The following is a 19899-nucleotide window of genomic DNA, read 5'->3' as shown; positions in this document are numbered from 1 at the left end:
GTCCGTTTAAATCTCCATTGAAATTAAGCATAGAGGCATTTTCCGCTTTCAGCGAAAATTGTCATGATAAGTAGACAAAAAAGGCGCCCTTAAAGAGCGCCTACAGTAGAAAGTTTAAATTTACCTGTCTGGTTAATCCAACACGCCGCGACGTATTTGATCCAACTCGATAGATTCGAACAAGGCTTTGAAGTTACCCTCACCAAAACCTTGGTTACCCTTGCGCTGAATAATTTCAAAAAACACCGGGCCGATAACCGTGTTGGTGAAAATCTGCAGCAAGATACCGCTATCAACATCACCATCAATCAGTACTCGGGTATCACGAAGCTCGTCGATGCTTTCTTCATGCCCTTTCACGCGTTCATTGATCTTTTCATAGTAGGTATCTGGCGTGTCCATAAATGCCATACCACGTTGACGCAACGTACGGACGGTCTCGTAAATATTGTCTGTCGTCAGTGCGATATGTTGAATGCCTTCACCGTTGTACTCTTTTAAGTATTCCGCGATTTGCGATTTGTCATCGCTTGATTCGTTGATGGGAATACGGATTTTTCCACATGGCGCGGTGAGAGCACGTGATTTCAATCCCGTCTTTTTCCCTTCAATATCGAAGAAGCGGATTTCTTTAAAGTTCGCGATACGGTCATAAAAGTCGGCCCAGACATCCATATTGCCGATGTCAACATTATGGGTTAGGTGATCAATCACTTTTAAGCCAGCGTCAGCCTCTTTGAGACGTGATTGCCAGTCGTTGTAGAAATCAAAGTCAACTTCATAGATGCTTTGATCGCCATAGCGATCAACAAAGTAAAGCAGCGAGTCACCAATGCCATAGACCGCTGGAATGCTTAACTCCATTGGACCAATGCTTGGTTCAACCACCTTGGCGCCTTGCTTTGCAGCATAGGCAATCGCATGCACGGCATCTTTGACGCGAAATGCCATTGCATTGACACTCGCACCGTGCTTTTTGGCAAAGCCTTGTGCTTGTGACTCGGGCTCACCATTGACAATAAAGTTGGTGTCGCCTTGACGATACAGCCAAACCTGCTTGTGCTTATGCTTGGCGATTTCCGCAAAACCCATCAATGAAAATAGATTTTTCAGTGCATCAATGCCCGCTTGATCCGGCGCCGTGTACTCAACAAACTCAAATCCGTCCGTGCCCAGTGGGTTAATGGTTTTGAAGGGCGCTTGCATAGTGGTCGTCATAATTGCTTCCTCCTTGTTCATGCCAATAGAAATAGCACCGTCAAAGAGGAAGCACTAGCATGACACCACCGACAAAAGGTTACTTAAATGTTAACCAAAGTTGTCATCTTTTATGAACAGTCATGCGCCAATGCGATAATTAGCGGTTTATCTGGGTGATACACTCTCTTTAAAGTGTAAAGAAACCCACCCACGCAAACATTTCATTTACATTTATGAAAACTAAAACGCAAGCACCGCTGTCCTAAAAAGCAAAAAGGCCGCTCATGTAGCGGCCTTTGACAACAGAAAAGAGATGAAGAGGGTCACACTTTCAAACTGTAGCTTGTTTGTTGCGCATTCGGCGTGATCGTCTTTTCAACTTGCTCCATTAGCGCCTGCTGACGCTGGTTGTAAGCATCCATTTTTGACTTTTGTGCTTCTTGCTCAGCAACGCGATCGATCAGCGACTGATAATCACGTTTTTCTTCGCGTTGCTCGCCGGATGCAGCGGCTTCTTTTTGTTCTTCACGCTCTTTGCGGATCAGTTCAGCACGCTCTTGCACGCTCATTGAGTTATTGAGACCGCCATTGACCTGATCGTCCTGACGATCGCGCTGACGCTGCATATATTGCTGCGCCAAAGGTTGCGAATTAATTGACGTCGGCATAGGTCCTCTCTCAAACAAGGTGACATCTTGATTAAATTTTAGCCTATCCGCCCACAAATTGATATGCCAATTTATCATAGACAGAGTAGTGCATGGCCTAGTTGTTGCAAGCTTATCGAATGTAAGCAGGGCCTTAGGCAATACAGACGCCCAAGAAATTACTGATCGATTCCTCACCGCTTTGCGTTGTAGTTATAGAAGACGTGGGGTGTCACCAAAAAAGGAGCACACAGATGCTAGCAGGAAAACATTGTGTCATTACCGGCGCTGCCCAAGGAATTGGGCGCGCGATTGTTGATACCTTCATTACACAAGGGGTAGAGAAAATCTACGCCATCGATCTCACCATGGATGCAATGACCGCTTGGCAAGACCACGCGATTATTCAGCCCATCGCGCTCAATGTGTGTGATCGTGACGCTGTTTCCAGTTGGGTGCAAACATTGCACCAACAAAATGCGCCTGTCGATGTGTTGGTGAACAACGCTGGGATTACCCGCGACAACCTACTCACCAAAATGACAGAAGATGATTGGGATGCCGTCATTGATGTCAATCTTAAAGGGGTATTCTCCATGACCCAAGCCATTGCTCCGCTGATGCTAGAGCAAGAAAAAGGCGCGATTGTGACGCTATCATCTGTGGTGGGGACGGACGGCAACATCGGTCAAACCAATTATGCGGCCTCTAAAGGGGGTGTGATCGCCATGACTAAAACATGGTCCAAAGAGCTCGCCCGCCACGGTGCAAAAATACGCGCCAACTGTGTCGCGCCTGGTTTTATCGAGACACCGATGACAGCCAACCTGCCCGAGAAGGTGATTGATATGATGAAAGCCAAGACACCATTGGGCCGAATGGGAACGGCTCAAGATATTGCTGATGCTATCTGCTTTTTAGCCAGTGATAAGGCGAGTTTTATTACTGGTCAAACACTTAAAGTCGATGGCGGATTGGTCATATAATGGTGGCAACGCCAACCATTTAGAGGTATGCATGACGCCAACACTTTTCATTACGGGCGCAAACCGGGGCATCGGACTCGCGTTAACAGAGTTGTACCTAGAACACGGCTGGCAAGTAATTGCTTGCTGCCGTTTTCCCGGCTCTGCCCCTCATTTAATGACACTTAAAAACCGCTATACCACGCTCTCAACCCATGCACTCGACGTGACAGACCACGCCGCCGTGCAGCAGCTCGCATCAGAGCTGAGCGACATCTCCATCCATTTGTTGATCAACAATGCTGGGCTCTATGGTCCCAAAGGCTACGCATTCGGTGAGGTCGACACGGCCGCATGGCGCGATGTTTTAGAAGTGAACACCATTGCACCATTAGTTATCGCTGAGTACTTTACGCCACATCTCATCAAGGCTCGTCACAGTGGTCACACACCCATTTTTGCTTTTCTTTCCTCCAAAGTTGGCAGTATGAGCGACAACCAATCGGGGGGCGGTTACATCTACCGAAGTTCAAAAGCAGCGCTGAATGCAGTGATCAAAAGTATTTCCATCGATCTTCGCGACCAAGGTATCCGTGCGGTTGCGTTGCACCCAGGCTGGGTACAAACACAGATGGGTGGTCCCAATGCGCTGATTAGCGTTCAAGAGTCCGCTCAGGGGTTAAAACAGGTACTCGATACCCTGACCGATAGCCAAAACGGCTGTTTTATCGATTATCAAGGCAAAGAGATTGGCTGGTAAGGCTTTAGGCGGCGCCAAAGCCGCCTTAGACAATCCCATTAAATCGGGAAGAAAGTCATGGATGCCATGCTATGCACGACTTGATTGATATGGCGATTGGTACTGTCGGCGACCATCACCGCCATCATATCCTGAATGAGGATCATCTGACTAAACAAGCGCTCATAGCTGTAATTAGGCACACCATTTTTGCCCACACCGTTACTCAGTAAAAGCAGCTCGCCGTTATCATCTTTCTCGTTGTTCAATAACCAAGCCACTTTTTCGAGATTGCGTGCACAGTTGTACAGCTTTTGCTGATCAATATCGTCAAGCAAGAAAAATTCTAGTTGGTGATTGTAACTAGCACTGATCATGCCGGTAACACCCGCCATCAACGCAAACACCCGGTCGCCTCTAAACTCGCTAGAAAACGCCAGTGGTAACAGCGCAATCCCATCCATGCCACCCAGCTCACGAAAGCCGTTTTCGGGACGTTTCTCAGACATAAGCTGAGCAACACGCTTTTCGATCGTCATTCCCGGTACTTTTCTAAGCTCTCGCGGATTACGCTTATAGAGCTTTATAATCAACTGCTCAGTCAGATCGCGAATTTCCGCTATGTGGATATCCGTGATCAGATCCATGTCCGACTTAGCGAGATTTTTAATATCGAAGGGTCTGCCCAGTTTTTGCGCACACCCAGTGAGGCTGAGCACCACTAAGCCCATCCATACCCAGCGCATCATAAAAAACATCCTTGCGTTCTTTGTCCGGAGATAGAATACCGATTTAATTTTACACGGTGCGCATCAACAAAAAATCTTGTATGCGATGTCACACTTTGGTGTGTCTTGCAGACCCTGTTATGATTAAATCATCTAAAAAAAACTAACTATCGCAGGCTTTACATAGGCATCCATTGACTATACTAATAGAAATATCAAAACGTAGTATCCCTGATGAAGTACCTACTTTTTGCCGTCCTCGTCGCTATGCAACTGATACATGGGGCGGCGGCCAACACAGAAAAAACACTAACCTATGCGGTCCCACACTGGCCGCCTTGGACAGATACCCAGACCTATCCCTACCAAGGTATTGATGTCGAGATCATCACTGCACTCGCGGACAAGGCAGGATTTAAGATCAACGTGCTGAAGTGTTCGTGGAAACGGTGTCTGAAATTGCTCGAACAGGGCGAAGCGGATATTGCGACGAATGTGCTCAGAACGGCGGATCGTGAGGGCTATCTGCATTATTTAACCCCCGCTTACCGCACCAACCTTGATTACGTAATTTACACGCACAAAGGTGATATGCACACCGTCAGGACTAAACAACAGCTGTATTCGTTGCCCATCACAATTGAACGAGGCGCGCATTTCCCAGACGAGTTCAGTCAAGATAAAAACATTCAGATACGTCCTGTCAGTCAAACCTTGTTTGCGATTAAACAACTCATCAATCAACGCGCCAATGCAGTCATCGGTGAGGAATACCAACTCGATTACTTGGTTAGCCGCCTCGATACCAATCGCGTGCTCGAAAAGCAGCCACTCCTTTTTTCTGAGCCGATTAACGCCTACATCGTGCTATCAAAAAAATCTCACCATGCGGAGGCAGTCGCTCAGCTCAGTGACACAATTGCACAGATGATGGATTCTGGGCAGATTGAATCGATGATGCGTGATTATTTACGTCCTAATGAGTGAGCGCCTTTTGATACATGGTGAGGCAGTCTTCCGCGATCACTTGCTCTTCATCGGTCGGGATCACCCAGACCCCGACTCGACTCGTGGTGCTCGAAATACAAGATTGGTTGGCTTGATTCGCCCCGCCATCTAAATCCACCCCCAGCCACTGGCAATGGGACGCTACCTGCTCTCGTACTGGCGCGGCGTGCTCGCCAATCCCAGCGGTAAAGACAATATGATCCAACCCACCTAACGCTGCCGATAAACTGCCAATCTCACGCGCAATGCGATAGCAATAATGTGTGACCGCTTGCTGCGCTCTCGGTCGGTCACTATTCAGCAAGGCACGCATATCACTGCTAATGCCAGACAAGCCTAGAAGCCCTGACTCCTTGTAGAGTAACGTCGTTACCTCGTCAGTCGTCATTCCCTCTTGCGCAATCAAATGCAGCACCAAGCCCGCATCGATTGACCCACAGCGTGTCCCCATCGGTAAGCCTTCCAGCGCTGTGAACCCCATGGTAGAAGCAAGGCTAGTTCCGGCTTGGATAGCACATAAGCTTGCACCATTCCCCAAATGCGCCACAACCACACGCGCGTCATGGTTAAAATCAGGGATAATGGTTGGCAGACGCCGCGTTATATAGTCGTAAGAAAGGCCATGAAAGCCGTAACGCTGAAAGCCTCGATCGAACATCGCGTAAGGTAAAGCGAATTGTTTTGCTTCGAGCGGCTGATGAGCATGAAACGCTGTATCAAAACACGCAATCTGTACCAGTTCAGGCAATCGCTCGCCGAGTATCTTAATCGGGGCAAGACTAAAAGGTTGATGCAAAGGTGCAAGCGGCGTTAACGCTTCCAACAACGCCACTTTTTGCTCATCCAGCTGAGTCGCTTGATGAAAGTGCTGACCGCCATGCACGACACGATGCCCAACCGCGACAATATCGTCCAACAGCCCTTGGCGCTCTAACCAGATGAGTAACGACGCGACGGCAGCATGATGGTCCGGCGCAGAGCCCGGGGGGACCTCACTGACTCCCGGCTTATGACGGGTCATGGATACATCATAGCGATCGGTCCCAAGCCCTGAAAACTGCCCCTTCACTAACGCGTGAACCGATGAACTGGGCCCCGAATCCACGGGGCCCGCTGTATCAAACAATGCAAACTTTAAGCTCGATGAGCCACTATTAATCACTAATATCTTACCCATTGCACCGCCTAGACTCGGGTCTGTAATGTCTTTCTTTGATGCTCAGCCAGTAATAAAGCTAACGCACTTGATGCAATTCGGGTGAGTGCATCATCCGCACGGCTGGTGAGCATAATGGGCACACGTGCGCCCACGACGACACCCGCGCCGGTAGCATCGGCAAGATAGCTCAGCTGTTTCATCAACATATTGGCCGCTTCGAGGTCGGGGGCCACGAGAATGTCGGCACAGCCCGCCACGGTGGAGTGAATATTCTTGGTCGCACGGGACACTTCAGACACCGCACTGTCAAACGCCAGCGGCCCGTCTAATTCGCCCCCAATAATCTGGCCGCGCTCTGCCATCTTGCACAGCGCCGCCGCGTCCAAGGTGGAGTTAATTTTCGGGTTAATGGTTTCAACCGCTGAGAGAATGGCCACTTTAGGGTTGGTGTTGCCAATTGCATGGGCTAGCTCAATCGCGTTTTGAATAATATCGCGCTTTTGGGCAAGGCCTGGATAAATATTAATCGCCGCATCGGTAATAAATAGAGGGCGCGGGTAGGTCGGCACATCAAATGCCATCACATGGCTCAGGCAGCGTTCCGTTCTCAGTCCACCTTCACGCTTGACCACTTCATGAAGCAACTCGTCAGTATGCAACGCGCCTTTCATTAGGGCTTCAATTTCACCAGAGCGCGCCATCGCCACGGCTTTTTCGGCTGCTGCATGGCTGTGCGGTGCGTCGACAATGTCAAACTCACTGATATCCAGCTCGGCTTTGTCCGCCGCGGCCATGATCTTATCGCGAGGGCCCACCAAGGTAGGAATGATTAATTGCTGTTTTGCTGAAGCCACTGCGCCACGGATAGCACTGTCGTCCACTGGGTGGACGACGGCCGTGCGCATAGGATCCGGATGATCTGCCGCGGTTAAGATAGCATGCAGTTGTCCGCGTTCCGTTAAACGGATTTCGGGGAGCACAGCTCGCTGGCGCCGGACCTTCTTTGTGGGCGCAAGCACGCGTGCCTCGCCATCAATCACCACATCACCACGTTGGTTTTCACATCGGCAAGCGAACACAATGTGGTGACGTTTATCGTCCATTTGATCAACACGAACGGCAACGCGCAGCACGTCTCCCAGCATCACTGGTGCTTTAAACGCCAGTGTTTGGCCAAGATATACGGTCCCCGGCCCCGGCAACTGTGTGCCGAGCACCGTTGAGATCAGTGCACCGCCCCACATCCCATGAGCGATGATCTCTTGGAAACGGCTACTTTTGGCAAAATCATCATCCACATGGGCCGGGTTGACATCCCCTGACATGATGGCAAACAGCTTAATGTCTTCCATGGTCAGGCGCTTTTCTAAAAAGGCTTCATCGCCTACTGAAATCTCATCGTACGTCTTATTCTCGATGACCTCCTCGTTATGTGTCCCTGTCATAGTGGACTCCTTCAATGAATCGAATCAGTCAAATCGTAAACGCTAATTAAAAACGTAAGTGGTGTCCCGCGTCTACGTAATGGGTGAGCCCCGTCAAAGCACGTCCCGCATCTGAGGTAAGGTAAACCACCGCACTCCCTACATCTTGCACCGTGGCTAAACGACGCAATGGTGATCGCGTTTCACCGTCGACGGCTAAGGCCTCGAATTCTTTAAGTCCAGATGCTGCACGGGTACGAATCGGCCCCGGTGAAATGGCGTGGACACGTATACCCTGCGGCCCCAACTCAGCCGCCAAATAGCGGGTAGCAGACTCTAAGGCAGCTTTTACCGGCCCCATCATGTTGTAGTTATCCACCGCCTTATCGGCCCCATAGTAGGACATATTAAAGAGTGCGCCGCCTTCTGGCATCAAAGGCTCCGCACGCTTCGCCATCCGAATAAATGAGTGACAAGAAATATCCATCGCTAGTAAAAAGCCATCGCGCGAGCAATCCACCACACGACCATGTAAGTCCTCGAGCGGTGCGAAGGCGATAGAGTGAACCACAAAATCTATCCGCCCCCATTTTTGTTTAGCGCGCTCAAATAAGGCATCGAGTTGGGCATCGTCTTGAACGTCACAAAGCATCAACTCCGGATCCCCCATCTCGCCGCGCAAAGGCTCAACGAAACGCTCCGCTTTCGATGTACCATAGCTCACCAGCACTTCTGCGCCGGCTTGCTGCAATGCTTTTGCACAGCCAAACGCGATACTGTTCTCATTGGCAAGCCCAGCAACAATGCCGACTTTACCTTCAAGTGAGAATAGATTGGTCACAGTGTTCTCCCTACCTTTGTGTTGCAAGATTGGTTTAGTGCACACCCTGCATTGAGTGATTGCACTAAACGGACCGAAAGATTTTATGTCAGTCGCAAGTTTTCAATTTAGACCCAAATCAGCGGATGTAGCAAAAGTCACGAAGGGAATAAGACGCATTTACGCTATAAAGGCAGACATCTTTGCTAATTTTTGATGACAAACCAAAACGGCCACGTATTAGAGCAGAGTCAATGCTCTAGTCAGATCAAGGATACACAATAGGCTAAATACAAAAACGCCACCGACAAAGCGATGGCGTAATAACGATGTGCTTAACAGAATTTAGGCTAGTTCTGCCATCACACATTTCGCGAGATCGGCAGGACGGTAGTAAACCGACTTCATGACCTTACCTTCACGGATTAATTTACCTTCGACCGTGACATCTTTGGCACACTTGGCAATAATGCCATCGGCCTTAGGGCTGGCGACCACATCAATGCCTTTGTTGGCATAAAATGCTTGGGTATCTGCAAATTCACCTTCGTTACGGCATACCTTACTCATGTTGCTGCTGTGCACTTCATCCCAACAGGTCACAAAGTCAATACCGAGACGATTAGCGATTTGCAATAAGATATCAATGAGATAGCTCACCTCTAACTGATCACGGTATCCGCGTGAGCCCATCTGTACTGCGCGGCCCATCAGTACATACACGCTATCAACAATGGCATCTACCTGTTCAACCAATGAGTCCGCTTCCGCGAGCTCTGTCATTTCTTCCACCGCTAACGCCGTGTGCAGATCGTCCGCTTTCTCGTCCAATGACGCAGCATCGTTACAAGGAAGATCAAACGTGTTACGAAACGCTTCGATATCACGATAAAGGTGGTCGTATAGCGCTTGATCAAGAACAGCAAATTTCATTTCTCGGACCCTTTGATAAACAAATACGCATGATAGCCATGCCCGTACACAAGGGGCCATACAATAGCACTGCTTGCGGATGGATAAAATCGCTTGATGGGAAACTTTACGTTCGTCCTCACCTAGCGCACAAAATTCATTCAAGGTTTCGATACGATTGCCGTTAGCTTCTTATAATGGTGACAATCAGGCTTAGGCTTGCAACCTGTTAAAAGGATCTGACGATGAAAAAACTGATGCCGCTTGCCGTGCTATGCACAAGCGCGCTGATCGCAACCAGCGCAACCGCTCAAACCTCTCCGCTTAGCGTCGGTGCGAGTGCCAGTATCACCGACGTAAAATATGCAGGACAGACAGAAACCGGCCATACATGGGAAGCGAACGGGACGCTTAGGTTGACGGATTACAGCAGCTTGTATACCGGATACGGTCAAACTACTGCTGATTTTGAAGACAGTAACGGTATTGAGCGCACCTTAACCTCATCGTATATTCCCGTTGCCCTCCAGTTTACTGTGCCGGGCGAAATGGGTAGCCTCTATTTGCGCGGTGGCGCCAACTACTACCGCACAGAGTTTGGCAATGAAAAAGACATTGGCTGGGGAGCTATCGGAACGATTGGGGTTAAACTCAATACCACCACCGGGCCAAGGCTAGCCTTCGAACTGACCTATGCCGACCGCGGTGATGCTGAAACCAGTTCAGTGACCGTCGGTACCAGTATTGGCTTTTAAATCATAGTTTCTCGCAAGCGGTAGATACGCCGCTTGCGGTGTCTCGACCAAGCATGGCGCTCCGTCGTAGTAATACATGGTGATACCATCGGCGCCGATGTGTACATGCGTCAAACTCACTGTGCTGGCATCCTCCCTGTGCATGCACACTGACGCACTACCGCGCTCGGGCAAATGGCTGCGGTGATACGCCAACAGTTGCTGCCGGGTCGGTACTGTGCCACCCATTTGCCTTAAATAGTAGGTTCGCGTGTTCGTGGTGGTATCAATATCAATCGCAGAGGAAACCACTGGTGGCTGACAGTCAACACACCGCAACGTCTGACCGTTCCATCGCCAAGCCCGAGGAACAACCTCCGAGCCGTGTGTCTTATCTGATAGGCCATCGACTGCAAAACCGAGCAGCAAAAAGGGAGCAAAATCGCGCAACGCATCGATTGGCAACGCGTTCGCCATGTCATCCAGATCGGTGCAAACCGCTAACGCTTTGACCAACTGCCCTCGGCTTAATCGTGGCGCAACCGTTTGGGCATGCTGGTAATCATTCAGTAGACAGACAATCACGCCAAACTCGTTGGCTGCAATCCATGTCCCCATACCGTCCGGGTCGATAGGCATCAATACCTGAGTCTGATCCAATTGATAGGTCTTGGGCGGTAACGCACGACTGCGGCCTCGCGCTTCATCACGATTGAAGAACAGGTCTATCCCATCCTGTGAAGCCTGCCAAGTTAACGTGCACATCGAAGCTGATCTCGCTCGTAGCTTGCGGTCGCCGCCGCGACACCAATATGTTCATCCAAGACTTCACCGAGTTCATAGGCGGCACTGCGGATCATAGCAAAATGATGCGTGGCATGACTGGCTACCACAATAAGCTCGCGCATCACTGTGGTAGAAAGGCACACCGTATTGGTGGCATATAAGGTCACTTGGGTAGAAATATGCACGGGGCGATGCAGTTGTTGATGAGAGAGAGACTCTAGCCACTCGGCAAGCCATTGCCACTCTTTGCGTGCCATCTGCCGGTCGTGCTCAACCAGATGCCCACGCCGACGCCTATCGGCATCGATATCACCACAGGCTTCCCCTTGCTTGAGTGCCACATACACATCAAGCGCATGACGCATATGCTGACCGATGGTGCTAGTAAAGCCATCTGCTTTCTTCTGGCTGTACGTGGTATCAGAGAGGCTTTCGAGAAGCTTCAGCGCTTGGCCAATCACGTCTAAATTGCCGCGAATCACGGCGCGATCTTCTTCGTTAAGAGAACAATGCATACTCATTACCTTAGTACAGTTTGACAGTCAGTGGGATCTGTCATCCTGCGCTGTCCTGATCCCATCCATACCTAGCAGAAGTCATGCCGTTTAATCAGTTTGTGGATAGCGCGTCATCCATTGTCGTTCTTCACGCCAAGCGTTCAGTAGTACCCGTAACGAGGGCGGTGTGTAACCTTGCCGCCGCCACACCGCGCCAATCCGGTAAAGGTGACGATACTGGCTCATCAAGGCACGTACTGCTTCGCAATAACTGCTGTCACTGTCCCAGATATGTGCGGGCTCGCTACTGGCACCATTGATTTCCACGATGCACAACGTCTCTCCTTTCATTAGCGACGAAATGTCACGAAACTTGATATCAAAACGGCCAAAGTAAAAACCATCAATGTCGTTGGCAATCTCGTCCATCTTTGCCTGCAGTTCAGGTGTCACATAGTGTGCGCCCTGTTTAAATAGCGCACCTCGACAGTGGCTACCAGAAAATGCCAAGGTCACCCGCTCTCCCTTTGCGATCACCGTATCGAGTCGGTGTTGATGACGAGCATGGTATAAGTGGGCACGTGTACCAATATCAGCATGCTGTTCAATCAGCGTTTTTAGCGTAGACACCCCATCGCCTATTACTGATGGCAAATACTTTAGCCCCAGAGAGATAATCTCACCGGTCGCCTCACCGGGATAACGCAGATAAAAGATCCCCGCCTCGGCAGGATAAGGGGCAAGCGCTTGAAAAATAATCTTACGGTGGGTCGGGAAGGCCTCAATGTAACGGTGCAGTTTGCGCTCACTATCGATGTATTGCACACCGGCGCCTCGGCATCCTTTATCCGGTTTAGCAACCAATGGAAAACTAATCGCTTGTTGCGCGAGCTTGTGCTGCAGTAACGACAGACTTGTTGAATCCACACCTTCAGGTTTCTGCCAACACACATAAGGGGCGATGTATTGGTGCGCCACGTCCCCTGCGAGTGCAAAAATATCTGATTTCGCCTCCCCCACCATGCCAGATAAAAAAATGCCAGGGTTGGCCAATAAAGGGACAGTCACACTGCGGTAGTAAGCAGCAAGTACGATAGATTGCGCGACGACAGGGGTATAAAACGCCCAAGCGGGTAAGAATTCAAACCACCCCGACGTGCGTACAACAGGATAATCTGGCATACCCGTTTGTCCGGTCAGTACCGATTTAGACTTGGTCATACTGCCTCTTTGTTAATTTTGGCAATGCTCTGCGGCGTAAAAATCGGTTCACCAGCACCAGTCCAACGACTGCGCCTAAAAACGCCCAGCCAGTCAGCTGCCGCTCTGCCAACCAAGGATTATGCTCAATCTCAAACGCTCCCCAGAAGATCAATCCGGTCCAGCACGCTGTCGCCACACCAACCGCGAGGGCAAATATCACTACCGAAATGGAGAGGAAACCACTGAGGCTATAAGCGACGGTCCGTAAACCTGGGATAAAGCGGATTAGGAATAAGTTGAGGAACAGTTGACGGCGGAGTGCATGGCGCGCTTTTCTTACCCCTTTTTGCGTCAGTAAGCGAGCCCGTAAACCTCGATACCGCCGCGCATAAAGACCCAGTAAGTACAAAGCCATATCACCGCTGGCAATGCCAATAAAGATTGCCAATAACGCAGACGGCCACGGCAGCAAGCTCTGTACCGCAATATATGCCGCCAACGCGATAGCAGCGTCTTCTAGTAAGTATGACGTGGCAATAATAAGAAAAAATAAACCCAGCGGCGACCATGTCGCCAAACTGGGTATCAAACTCTCGATCATCGGCGAACTCCTCTCTATTAAACATAGACAGCAGACAGCCACGCTCGCCGACAAATGATTAGAAAAACGTGACTACATACCGCCTGCAACATCAAAGAGGCTGCCAGTTGAGTATGAGGCGCTGTCCGACAACAGCCAAGCGATCATCTCGGCCACTTCCAATGTTGAGCCCCCTCGCCCCAATGGAATGTTGTCCGCGACGCGGGCGACGCGATCAGGCTCACCGCCGGCGGCATGCATATTGGTATCAATCGGGCCCGGGCGCACAGCATTAACACGAATACCTTCGCGTCCAACTTCTTTCGCCAAGCCAATGGTTAACGTATCGAGTGCAGCTTTCGTCGCCGCGTAATCAACATACTCGTTTGGCGAGCCAGTTTTTACCGCAGCAGACGATACATTAACAATCGCCCCGCCACGTCCGCCACGCGATTGCGACATACGTAAGACGGCTTCACGGCAACACAAAAACGCACTGGTCACGTTGGCCTGAAACATCGCGTTGATGCGCGCCGCATCCATCCCACTGACCGAAGACTGAGGCTGCATAATACCCGCGTTATTGACCAGCGCTGTGACATTACCTAAGCGGTTATCCGCTTCGCTGAACAAACGTGTTACGCCTTCCTCGGTCGAGACATCGGCTTGAACCGCAATTGCGTTTACACCAATGGCTTGGAGTTCATCAACCAACTCAAATGCGGATTCACTGTTGCTTAGATAGTTAATACAGATGGCATAGCCACGCTGTGCTAACAACTTTGCGGTCTCTCGGCCGATGCCGCCGCTTGCCCCGGTTACAATCGCAACTGGATTCATTGCTACTCCTTTTCGCTTAATCCGCAGACACAGGCGGATGATACCCCATTCTCACCGCTCCCCAGTGTCGACCACCGACAAAAAGAGGAACAGACAAGTCATGCATCACTTCACCTGTGTCACGTTTATAGGTCTGCAACAGCATGGTATCAGTATGTTGCCCACAACGCCTACCTGTTCGGTCGTCAAATAAGCGTTTTGTACGGTTACCGGCGATATCTTGCGCATAATCACCGGTAAGAGGCTGACAAAATCGCTGATTATGTGTAGGTACATAGCCATTGGTATCATTCGCAATCACATAAACAATGTGGTCATCTTGCTCTAAAATCGGCTCTTGAATGGGGGGTAAGAGGCGATCACAAAAGGCATCAAAACGCGTGGTATATTTTTGCGGATCCGTATTGGCAATGGGTTGATACTGACGGTCGAACAGATCGGATTGGCTAATCGTGCCACTGCGAACCGCCTCCTCAAAGGCCTCTTGAATACGATCACGACATGCACAGGCGGCAGCGAAGAAACGCTGGTGAGGGCTGGCATCCGATAATTCTGCAAATACTGCATTGGTCATCTCGGCAGTATCCATTAAGCTCTCCGCTTCTTTGGTCAATGCACTCACTTGCTGATCACTGCTCTCCAATCCGCTTCGCACTTGCGTGAGTGATGCAGCGATTTGCTCTAAGCTAGCACTGTTAGCGCTCGATCCCTCAGCAATTTGTTTCACCGCCTCTTCTACAGTATCGGCACTGCTAGAAAGCTGCTGTAATAGCTGACCCACCTTTTCGACATTATTGGTTCCGGTATCCACATCTGTCGAGAGCGCTTGAATATACTCCATCACCTCACCAGATTCTGTCATGATCTGACGAATGATACTCGCCACTTCTGTAGTACTTTCAGAGGTTCGTTGCGCAAGCTGGCGGACCTCATCGGCAACTACGGCAAAGCCTCGCCCCTGCTCGCCGGCACGTGCGGCTTCAATGGCTGCATTGAGCGCCAACAGATTGGTCTGCTCTGCAATTGCATCAATAACGTTGGCGACATCACTGACCTTATTCACGTTGGCATCTAACGCTTGAATGCGAGTAAGTGTGGTCGCTGTTTTTTGGTTGATTTGGCGCATTTCATCAATCGACGCGCTCAACTGATGGTATCCCTGCAAGCTTTGCTCACGCATTGCGCTAACTTGTTCCACCGCATCGGTTTGCGCTTGGCAATTTTGTGCTAAGGTTTGCTCGATATGCTGTGCTGTATCAGTAATTTCCACCACAGCCGCGTACTGCTCCGCGAGGTGGGTATTGAGAATATCAACCGAATGCGACACTTCCGCCGCTGCCATCGCATTGGTCGTGGCACGATTGGCTAAACGTCCGACGGTTTCCACCGGTAAGGCATGCGTTTCAGGCTCATTCTCCTTATCCGTTGCCTTTTGGCCATGCCGTCTTTCCAACCAAACCACCAGCATGCTGAGTAATGTTTGTAACCCCAAGGCAACGAGCATCATTGCGGTGGAGATTGGCGCTGTGAGCCAGAGTCCAAACGCAATGATCACCGTTATCATTGCCATCGGGACGATCATCTTTATCAGCGGAACTGTTTCCTTGTTTGTCATTCGTCACCTATCCCTGTTAAGTCACTTGCCATCTGTGGCTATGCTTGTATTGAAATGACTAACACATCGCCACTCTGCCTTGCTTTATTTTTGTACACAATTTCATACTAATTACATGCTTTTTTGGCAAAGTCGGTGAATGAGATCAAATTTAGACCAAAGCCGTATAGGCCAAAATCGCAGAGTCCTCACTACAGTTCGAAAATCCTTGTGTTCCCATCTTAATCACGTAAAAGTGGGCTAAGCTGACCATAGGTTGTTGTTATTAGCGAGAGACTCATGATTTTTAGTCGGCGAGTACGCCATTCCACCCATGCATTTTTGGCGCTTGCAGTCACTGGCTTTACCCTCGTGTGGTTTTCACTTGCCGTCCTCCCCGACAGCGAGCAATTCGCCATCATCTGGTACGCCTCCGCAGCCGGTGCTTTTGCGCTTACTTGCTTCCCTCGCTATGCGTGGCCAATTGGCCTGCTTGGCTTTATCGTTGGCATTTATTATGCCGATACCTTGATGGGCATCCCCTCATCACTCAGTATCAGTCTTGCCTTAATTAACGGCTCGACAGCCTTACTGGGCTGTTTTCTTTACCGCTCCATGCGGGTGCGCTTTGGTCATGCCTTGGAAGGTATGTGGCCGTTTATTCGCGGTATCGGACCCACTATCGTGCTTTCACCATTGCTCGGTGCGGTTTTAGGTGCCAGCGTACTCTCCTTTCACGACGCGATGCATGTCGACTACGCCTTGGGACGCTGGTATCTAAGCGAATTGATCGGCTTTGTTGCCCTCTTTCCACTCTTGTTAGTGATCAATGCCGAGCGCCGTTCTAAACGACAAAATGCACTGATTGTTCACACATCTCCCAGCTATTTATTAGCCAGCTGTGTGGCCTTATTCGCACTGATCACTGCGGTGCTCTACGCTATTCCTTATCCATTTATCGCATTGACTGGGCTATTTTTCCTCGCCGCCACCCTACAGAGCCGCTTAATTGGCCTGAGTACGATCGCGTTGGCGGTATTGAGCTTTGATGTGCTGAGTGCCATGGGGGTATTGACCTTTCACCTAGAAAGTAGCTACCAAGCCTCCATCCCCATGCTGGCCACTGCCGCGAGCACGCTCGTTATTGGGGTATGTATGACTCAACTGGCTTATAGCTATCGCCAGCATCAACGCCAACATACTCAGCAACACTCCTTATTGACTCAGGCTATGCACAATTCATTAATTGGGATGGCGATACTCGATTCGCGCGGCTATATCCAAGATATCAACCAGAGCCTTGCAACCTTTTGGGGCTACCGACAGACCAAGCTACGCGGCGTCCATGTTTCTCGCTTTACCCGAGAGGAAGATCAAGATGAGTTGAAGGCCTATTTTAACGATCTGATCATCGGGAATATTGATAATAAGCGGATGGAAAAGCGCTTTGTCCGCAGCGATGGTTATGTTGTTTGGGGGCGGCTCTCTGTTACTGCGGTACGTGACAAACACGCCGGGCATGTTACCCATCTGATCAGCCAAGTCGAAGATATCAACCAACTCAAAGCGGCACAACGTGAACAAAAACGTTGGCTCGCGCGCTGGCGGTTTGCACTTGATATCAACAAGCTCGCGGTATTCGAATTAAACACCCAAACAAGTTTACTGATCTTTTCTGATTGGTCTGCGCCCTTACTCGGCATTCAAGCCAAGAAGATTCGCACCTATCAAGCTTGGCTCGCACGGATTCATCCCGAAGACCGCCCTGCGCTTGAGCAGGCCATGAAGCTGCTTGTTGATGGCCATACTGAACGTGTCATTGAAGTATTTCGTTTTCAAAACGCATCAGGTGAGTATCGTTACCTTCGCCAATCTTCCGCACGCCAAGACGATGACGCCCAAACTGTGCTCAGTACTGCGATTGATATTACCGAGCAGTACTTAGCAAATGTGCAAAACGATACGCTTCGACGTCGGCTAGAAGCCGCCACACAAGCGGCTAACATCGGGATTTGGGAATATCACGTGCAAGAAGACCGCCTCGAGTGGGATTCACAAATGTATCAGCTCTATGACATAGCGACAGGCGCCGGTTGCAAAACACTCGCCACCTGGCAACAACATATTCATGTTGACGACTTTCCACGCGTTCAGGATGAACTCACGCAAGCCTTCGCCAATATGGCACAGCTTGATACGCAATTTCGTATCATTGATCGGCAAGGGCACACGCGGTATTTGCGTGCCTTAGCGACAACGCAATTTGATGATAACGGCCAGCCCATCCGCATGATTGGAGCCAATTGGGATAACACCGAAATTAATAAATTAAACGCGACTTTGGCATCCGAGCGTGAACAACTCAATGTGGTCATGAATTCTATTAATGATGGCGTGATCACCTTGAATGAGAAAGGCCATTTGGTCTATCTCAATAATACCGCCCTAAAACTTGCCAATTATCGTATGCAGGCCCCGATTGGCCAATCGGTCGATGATGTATTTTATCTTTTCCATCATGGAGAGCCGGTTCGCTTGTCGTTCCTCAGTGAACAACAGCTCAACACGCATTTCGAAACCCATATTCAAGATGCCTATCGGCTCGTGCTCAATAACACCAAACAAGTGTATGTTTCTGTCGCCATCTCTCCCTTGTTAGGCGATAACGAGCAACAATCGCATCGTGGTTATGTGGTGGTTTTGAGAGATGTCTCAGAGCAGCACGCCTTAATGGCACAGCTCGATTACAATGCCAACCACGATCCTCTGACACAACTGCCCAATAGACGCGCATTTGAAACCTTCATGGAACAGCACCTCGTGCAAGCGCGAGAGATGGATATCCCTTCCGTATTAGCGTTTATCGATCTCGATTTATTTAAGATCATTAACGACTCGGTGGGTCACCACGCTGGGGATGAAGTGTTGTGCCAAGTATCCCAAGCCTTATCCGATAACATTCGCAGTGACGATGCGGTCGCACGCCTAGGCGGGGATGAGTTTGCGGTACTGCTGACCAATTGCAATATGCATGATGCTAAACACACCATTAAAACGCTTATCCATCGCTTAGAACAACTATCCTTCCCGTATGGGGAGCGTATTTTCTCTATCAGTGCCAGTGTTGGACTTGTCAATGTCACCGATAATGCACTTTCCCTTTCCGATTTGATGAGTCGCGCGGATGTGGCGATGTATTCCGCCAAATCCACAGGCCGCGGTCAGATCGTGGAATACGATGATATTTCAGGCTCGGCACAAGGACGGCATAATGATATGCAAATGGTCGGTAAAATCACCCGAGCGTTGGCTGAAGACAGATTTACACTTTATGGTCAGCAAGTTGCGCCGGTTGAAGGGCCGACAGTCGAACACTGGTACGAGTTATTGGTCCGTATGGTGGACACCGATGGCAGCATTGTGAGCCCCGGAGAGTTTATTCCCGCCGCAGAAGCTTTTGGTCATATCCGCGATATTGATGAGTGGGTGACGAACTATGTCCTGACTACTCGCGCACAAGAGCTCGCAGATTCTGGGCTAAGATTCAATATTAACCTGTCCGCCCATTCGATCAGTGACCCCAACTTCCAGGCCCGACTCAAACAATTGGTTGCCGAGTCTGTCTTCCCCACCGATAGGCTATGTTTTGAGATCACGGAATCGGCACTGATCAGCCACCTTAACTCCGCCATTTCTTTCGTTGACGAGCTACGTGCCTATGGCGCCCATGTGGCGCTTGACGATTTCGGCTCAGGACTATGCTCCTTCCACTATCTCAAACTGTTTAATGTCGATGTGGTCAAAGTTGATGGTCAATTTGTGGCAAACTTGGCTGATAAGGAAAATAAAATAGATCGCGTGATTATCGAATCCATCGTCAATATCTGTAATACCATGCAGTATAAAACCGTGGCTGAATGGGTCTCTGATGAAGAAAAACTCGCTTTGGTCAAAGACATTGGTATCGATTATGTTCAGGGATTCTTAATCGATCATCCCACGCCACTCGATACATTACTTGCAAAAAAAGCATTGAAGAAACAAAAAGATGTTTGATGGGGTT

General features: G+C 49.8%; 18 protein-coding genes. 5 read left to right on the top strand and 13 right to left on the bottom strand.

Annotated features, from left to right (window positions below):
* Positions 1-132: 132 nt before the first annotated feature.
* Positions 133-1218, bottom strand: coding sequence for a 4-hydroxyphenylpyruvate dioxygenase (gene hppD, locus BZJ18_RS00445; RefSeq protein WP_108743090.1), 1086 nt, complete (start codon positions 1216-1218; stop codon positions 133-135).
* Between the two features lie 305 nt (positions 1219-1523).
* Complete coding sequence (locus BZJ18_RS00440; protein ID WP_069586709.1) at positions 1524-1868, bottom strand: hypothetical protein; 345 nt, start codon at positions 1866-1868, stop codon at positions 1524-1526.
* Positions 1869-2101: 233 nt separating this feature from the next.
* Here BZJ18_RS00440 and fabG point away from each other — a divergent pair, with 233 nt between their 5' ends.
* Together fabG and BZJ18_RS00430 are read left to right on the top strand one after the other, a co-directional pair.
* Complete coding sequence (fabG, locus tag BZJ18_RS00435) at positions 2102-2833, top strand: 3-oxoacyl-ACP reductase FabG (protein WP_077454894.1); 732 nt, start codon at positions 2102-2104, stop codon at positions 2831-2833.
* Between the two features lie 31 nt (positions 2834-2864).
* On the top strand, positions 2865-3572 hold the full coding sequence (locus tag BZJ18_RS00430; protein WP_077454984.1) for an SDR family oxidoreductase: 708 nt from the start codon (positions 2865-2867) through the stop codon (positions 3570-3572).
* Between the two features lie 38 nt (positions 3573-3610).
* Here the strand turns inward: BZJ18_RS00430 and BZJ18_RS00425 are convergent, their stop codons facing one another.
* Positions 3611-4300 (bottom strand): hypothetical protein, encoded by a 690-nt coding sequence (locus BZJ18_RS00425; protein ID WP_077454983.1) that lies wholly within the window; start codon positions 4298-4300, stop codon positions 3611-3613.
* Between the two features lie 213 nt (positions 4301-4513).
* Here BZJ18_RS00425 and BZJ18_RS00420 point away from each other — a divergent pair, with 213 nt between their 5' ends.
* Positions 4514-5266: a substrate-binding periplasmic protein gene (locus tag BZJ18_RS00420; RefSeq protein ID WP_077454893.1), complete on the top strand. Its 753-nt coding sequence runs from the start codon at positions 4514-4516 to the stop codon at positions 5264-5266.
* Here BZJ18_RS00420 and BZJ18_RS00415 read toward each other — a convergent pair.
* From BZJ18_RS00415 to BZJ18_RS00400, 4 genes are all read right to left on the bottom strand, one after another.
* Positions 5256-6464 (bottom strand): acetate/propionate family kinase, encoded by a 1209-nt coding sequence (locus BZJ18_RS00415; protein ID WP_077454892.1) that lies wholly within the window; start codon positions 6462-6464, stop codon positions 5256-5258. The two genes, BZJ18_RS00420 and BZJ18_RS00415, sit on opposite strands and share 11 nt — an antisense overlap.
* Before the next feature lie 8 nt (positions 6465-6472).
* Positions 6473-7891 (bottom strand): bifunctional enoyl-CoA hydratase/phosphate acetyltransferase, encoded by a 1419-nt coding sequence (locus BZJ18_RS00410; RefSeq protein ID WP_077454891.1) that lies wholly within the window; start codon positions 7889-7891, stop codon positions 6473-6475.
* Between the two features lie 46 nt (positions 7892-7937).
* Positions 7938-8711 carry an enoyl-ACP reductase FabI gene (gene fabI / locus BZJ18_RS00405; protein WP_077454890.1) on the bottom strand — a complete coding sequence of 258 codons (774 nt, stop codon included), beginning with the start codon at positions 8709-8711 and terminating at the stop codon, positions 7938-7940.
* Between the two features lie 324 nt (positions 8712-9035).
* Positions 9036-9623 carry a nucleoside triphosphate pyrophosphohydrolase family protein gene (locus BZJ18_RS00400; protein WP_069586715.1) on the bottom strand — a complete coding sequence of 196 codons (588 nt, stop codon included), beginning with the start codon at positions 9621-9623 and terminating at the stop codon, positions 9036-9038.
* 224 nt (positions 9624-9847) lie between these two features.
* Between BZJ18_RS00400 and BZJ18_RS00395 the strand changes: the two genes are divergently transcribed.
* The gene (locus BZJ18_RS00395; protein WP_077454889.1) at positions 9848-10357 is read left to right on the top strand and encodes an outer membrane beta-barrel protein; all 510 of its coding nucleotides are present in this window, start codon (positions 9848-9850) and stop codon (positions 10355-10357) included.
* Here BZJ18_RS00395 and BZJ18_RS00390 read toward each other — a convergent pair.
* The 6 genes from BZJ18_RS00390 to BZJ18_RS00365 all read right to left on the bottom strand — a co-directional run bounded on the left by BZJ18_RS00390 (position 10325) and on the right by BZJ18_RS00365 (position 15812).
* Positions 10325-11101 carry an NRDE family protein gene (locus BZJ18_RS00390; RefSeq protein ID WP_077454888.1) on the bottom strand — a complete coding sequence of 259 codons (777 nt, stop codon included), beginning with the start codon at positions 11099-11101 and terminating at the stop codon, positions 10325-10327. The genes BZJ18_RS00395 and BZJ18_RS00390 overlap by 33 nt on opposite strands.
* Positions 11089-11637, bottom strand: a complete 549-nt coding sequence (locus BZJ18_RS00385) for a hypothetical protein (RefSeq protein ID WP_077454887.1) — start codon at positions 11635-11637, stop codon at positions 11089-11091. The genes BZJ18_RS00390 and BZJ18_RS00385 overlap by 13 nt, the downstream gene beginning before the upstream one ends.
* Before the next feature lie 90 nt (positions 11638-11727).
* Complete coding sequence (locus BZJ18_RS00380; protein WP_077454886.1) at positions 11728-12840, bottom strand: hypothetical protein; 1113 nt, start codon at positions 12838-12840, stop codon at positions 11728-11730.
* Positions 12827-13423, bottom strand: a complete 597-nt coding sequence (locus tag BZJ18_RS00375) for a DedA family protein (RefSeq protein WP_077454885.1) — start codon at positions 13421-13423, stop codon at positions 12827-12829. Before BZJ18_RS00375 ends, BZJ18_RS00380 begins: the two co-directional genes overlap by 14 nt.
* 72 nt (positions 13424-13495) lie before the next feature.
* Positions 13496-14242, bottom strand: a complete 747-nt coding sequence (locus tag BZJ18_RS00370) for an SDR family oxidoreductase (RefSeq protein ID WP_069586721.1) — start codon at positions 14240-14242, stop codon at positions 13496-13498.
* Positions 14243-14258: 16 nt separating this feature from the next.
* Positions 14259-15812, bottom strand: coding sequence for a methyl-accepting chemotaxis protein (locus tag BZJ18_RS00365; RefSeq protein WP_158011234.1), 1554 nt, complete (start codon positions 15810-15812; stop codon positions 14259-14261).
* Between the two features lie 324 nt (positions 15813-16136).
* On the opposite strand from BZJ18_RS00365, the gene BZJ18_RS00360 reads away from it, so the two are divergent.
* Positions 16137-19892 (top strand): EAL domain-containing protein, encoded by a 3756-nt coding sequence (locus tag BZJ18_RS00360; RefSeq protein ID WP_077454883.1) that lies wholly within the window; start codon positions 16137-16139, stop codon positions 19890-19892.
* Positions 19893-19899: the final 7 nt, after the last annotated feature.

The organism is Salinivibrio sp. IB872 (assembly GCF_001995345.1).
GTDB lineage: Bacteria > Pseudomonadota > Gammaproteobacteria > Enterobacterales > Vibrionaceae > Salinivibrio > Salinivibrio proteolyticus.
This window is presented reverse-complemented; position numbering and strand designations above follow the sequence as displayed.

Excerpts from the sequence above, each read along its gene's own strand:
- BZJ18_RS00395 (WP_077454889.1), top strand. The coding sequence starts at position 9,848 with ATGAAAAAACTGATGCCGCTTGCCGTGCTATGCACAAGCGCGCTGATC.
- BZJ18_RS00410 (WP_077454891.1), bottom strand. The coding sequence starts at position 7,891 with ATGACAGGGACACATAACGAGGAGGTCATCGAGAATAAGACGTACGAT.
- BZJ18_RS00425 (WP_077454983.1), bottom strand. The coding sequence starts at position 4,300 with ATGATGCGCTGGGTATGGATGGGCTTAGTGGTGCTCAGCCTCACTGGG.
- BZJ18_RS00400 (WP_069586715.1), bottom strand. The coding sequence starts at position 9,623 with ATGAAATTTGCTGTTCTTGATCAAGCGCTATACGACCACCTTTATCGT.
- BZJ18_RS00415 (WP_077454892.1), bottom strand. The coding sequence starts at position 6,464 with ATGGGTAAGATATTAGTGATTAATAGTGGCTCATCGAGCTTAAAGTTT.
- BZJ18_RS00440 (WP_069586709.1), bottom strand. The coding sequence starts at position 1,868 with ATGCCGACGTCAATTAATTCGCAACCTTTGGCGCAGCAATATATGCAG.
- BZJ18_RS00365 (WP_158011234.1), bottom strand. The coding sequence starts at position 15,812 with ATGGCAATGATAACGGTGATCATTGCGTTTGGACTCTGGCTCACAGCG.
- BZJ18_RS00370 (WP_069586721.1), bottom strand. The coding sequence starts at position 14,242 with ATGAATCCAGTTGCGATTGTAACCGGGGCAAGCGGCGGCATCGGCCGA.
- BZJ18_RS00375 (WP_077454885.1), bottom strand. The coding sequence starts at position 13,423 with ATGATCGAGAGTTTGATACCCAGTTTGGCGACATGGTCGCCGCTGGGT.
- fabG (WP_077454894.1), top strand. The coding sequence starts at position 2,102 with ATGCTAGCAGGAAAACATTGTGTCATTACCGGCGCTGCCCAAGGAATT.
- hppD (WP_108743090.1), bottom strand. The coding sequence starts at position 1,218 with ATGACGACCACTATGCAAGCGCCCTTCAAAACCATTAACCCACTGGGC.
- BZJ18_RS00360 (WP_077454883.1), top strand. The coding sequence starts at position 16,137 with ATGATTTTTAGTCGGCGAGTACGCCATTCCACCCATGCATTTTTGGCG.
- BZJ18_RS00380 (WP_077454886.1), bottom strand. The coding sequence starts at position 12,840 with ATGACCAAGTCTAAATCGGTACTGACCGGACAAACGGGTATGCCAGAT.
- BZJ18_RS00390 (WP_077454888.1), bottom strand. The coding sequence starts at position 11,101 with ATGTGCACGTTAACTTGGCAGGCTTCACAGGATGGGATAGACCTGTTC.
- BZJ18_RS00420 (WP_077454893.1), top strand. The coding sequence starts at position 4,514 with ATGAAGTACCTACTTTTTGCCGTCCTCGTCGCTATGCAACTGATACAT.
- BZJ18_RS00385 (WP_077454887.1), bottom strand. The coding sequence starts at position 11,637 with ATGCATTGTTCTCTTAACGAAGAAGATCGCGCCGTGATTCGCGGCAAT.
- BZJ18_RS00430 (WP_077454984.1), top strand. The coding sequence starts at position 2,865 with ATGACGCCAACACTTTTCATTACGGGCGCAAACCGGGGCATCGGACTC.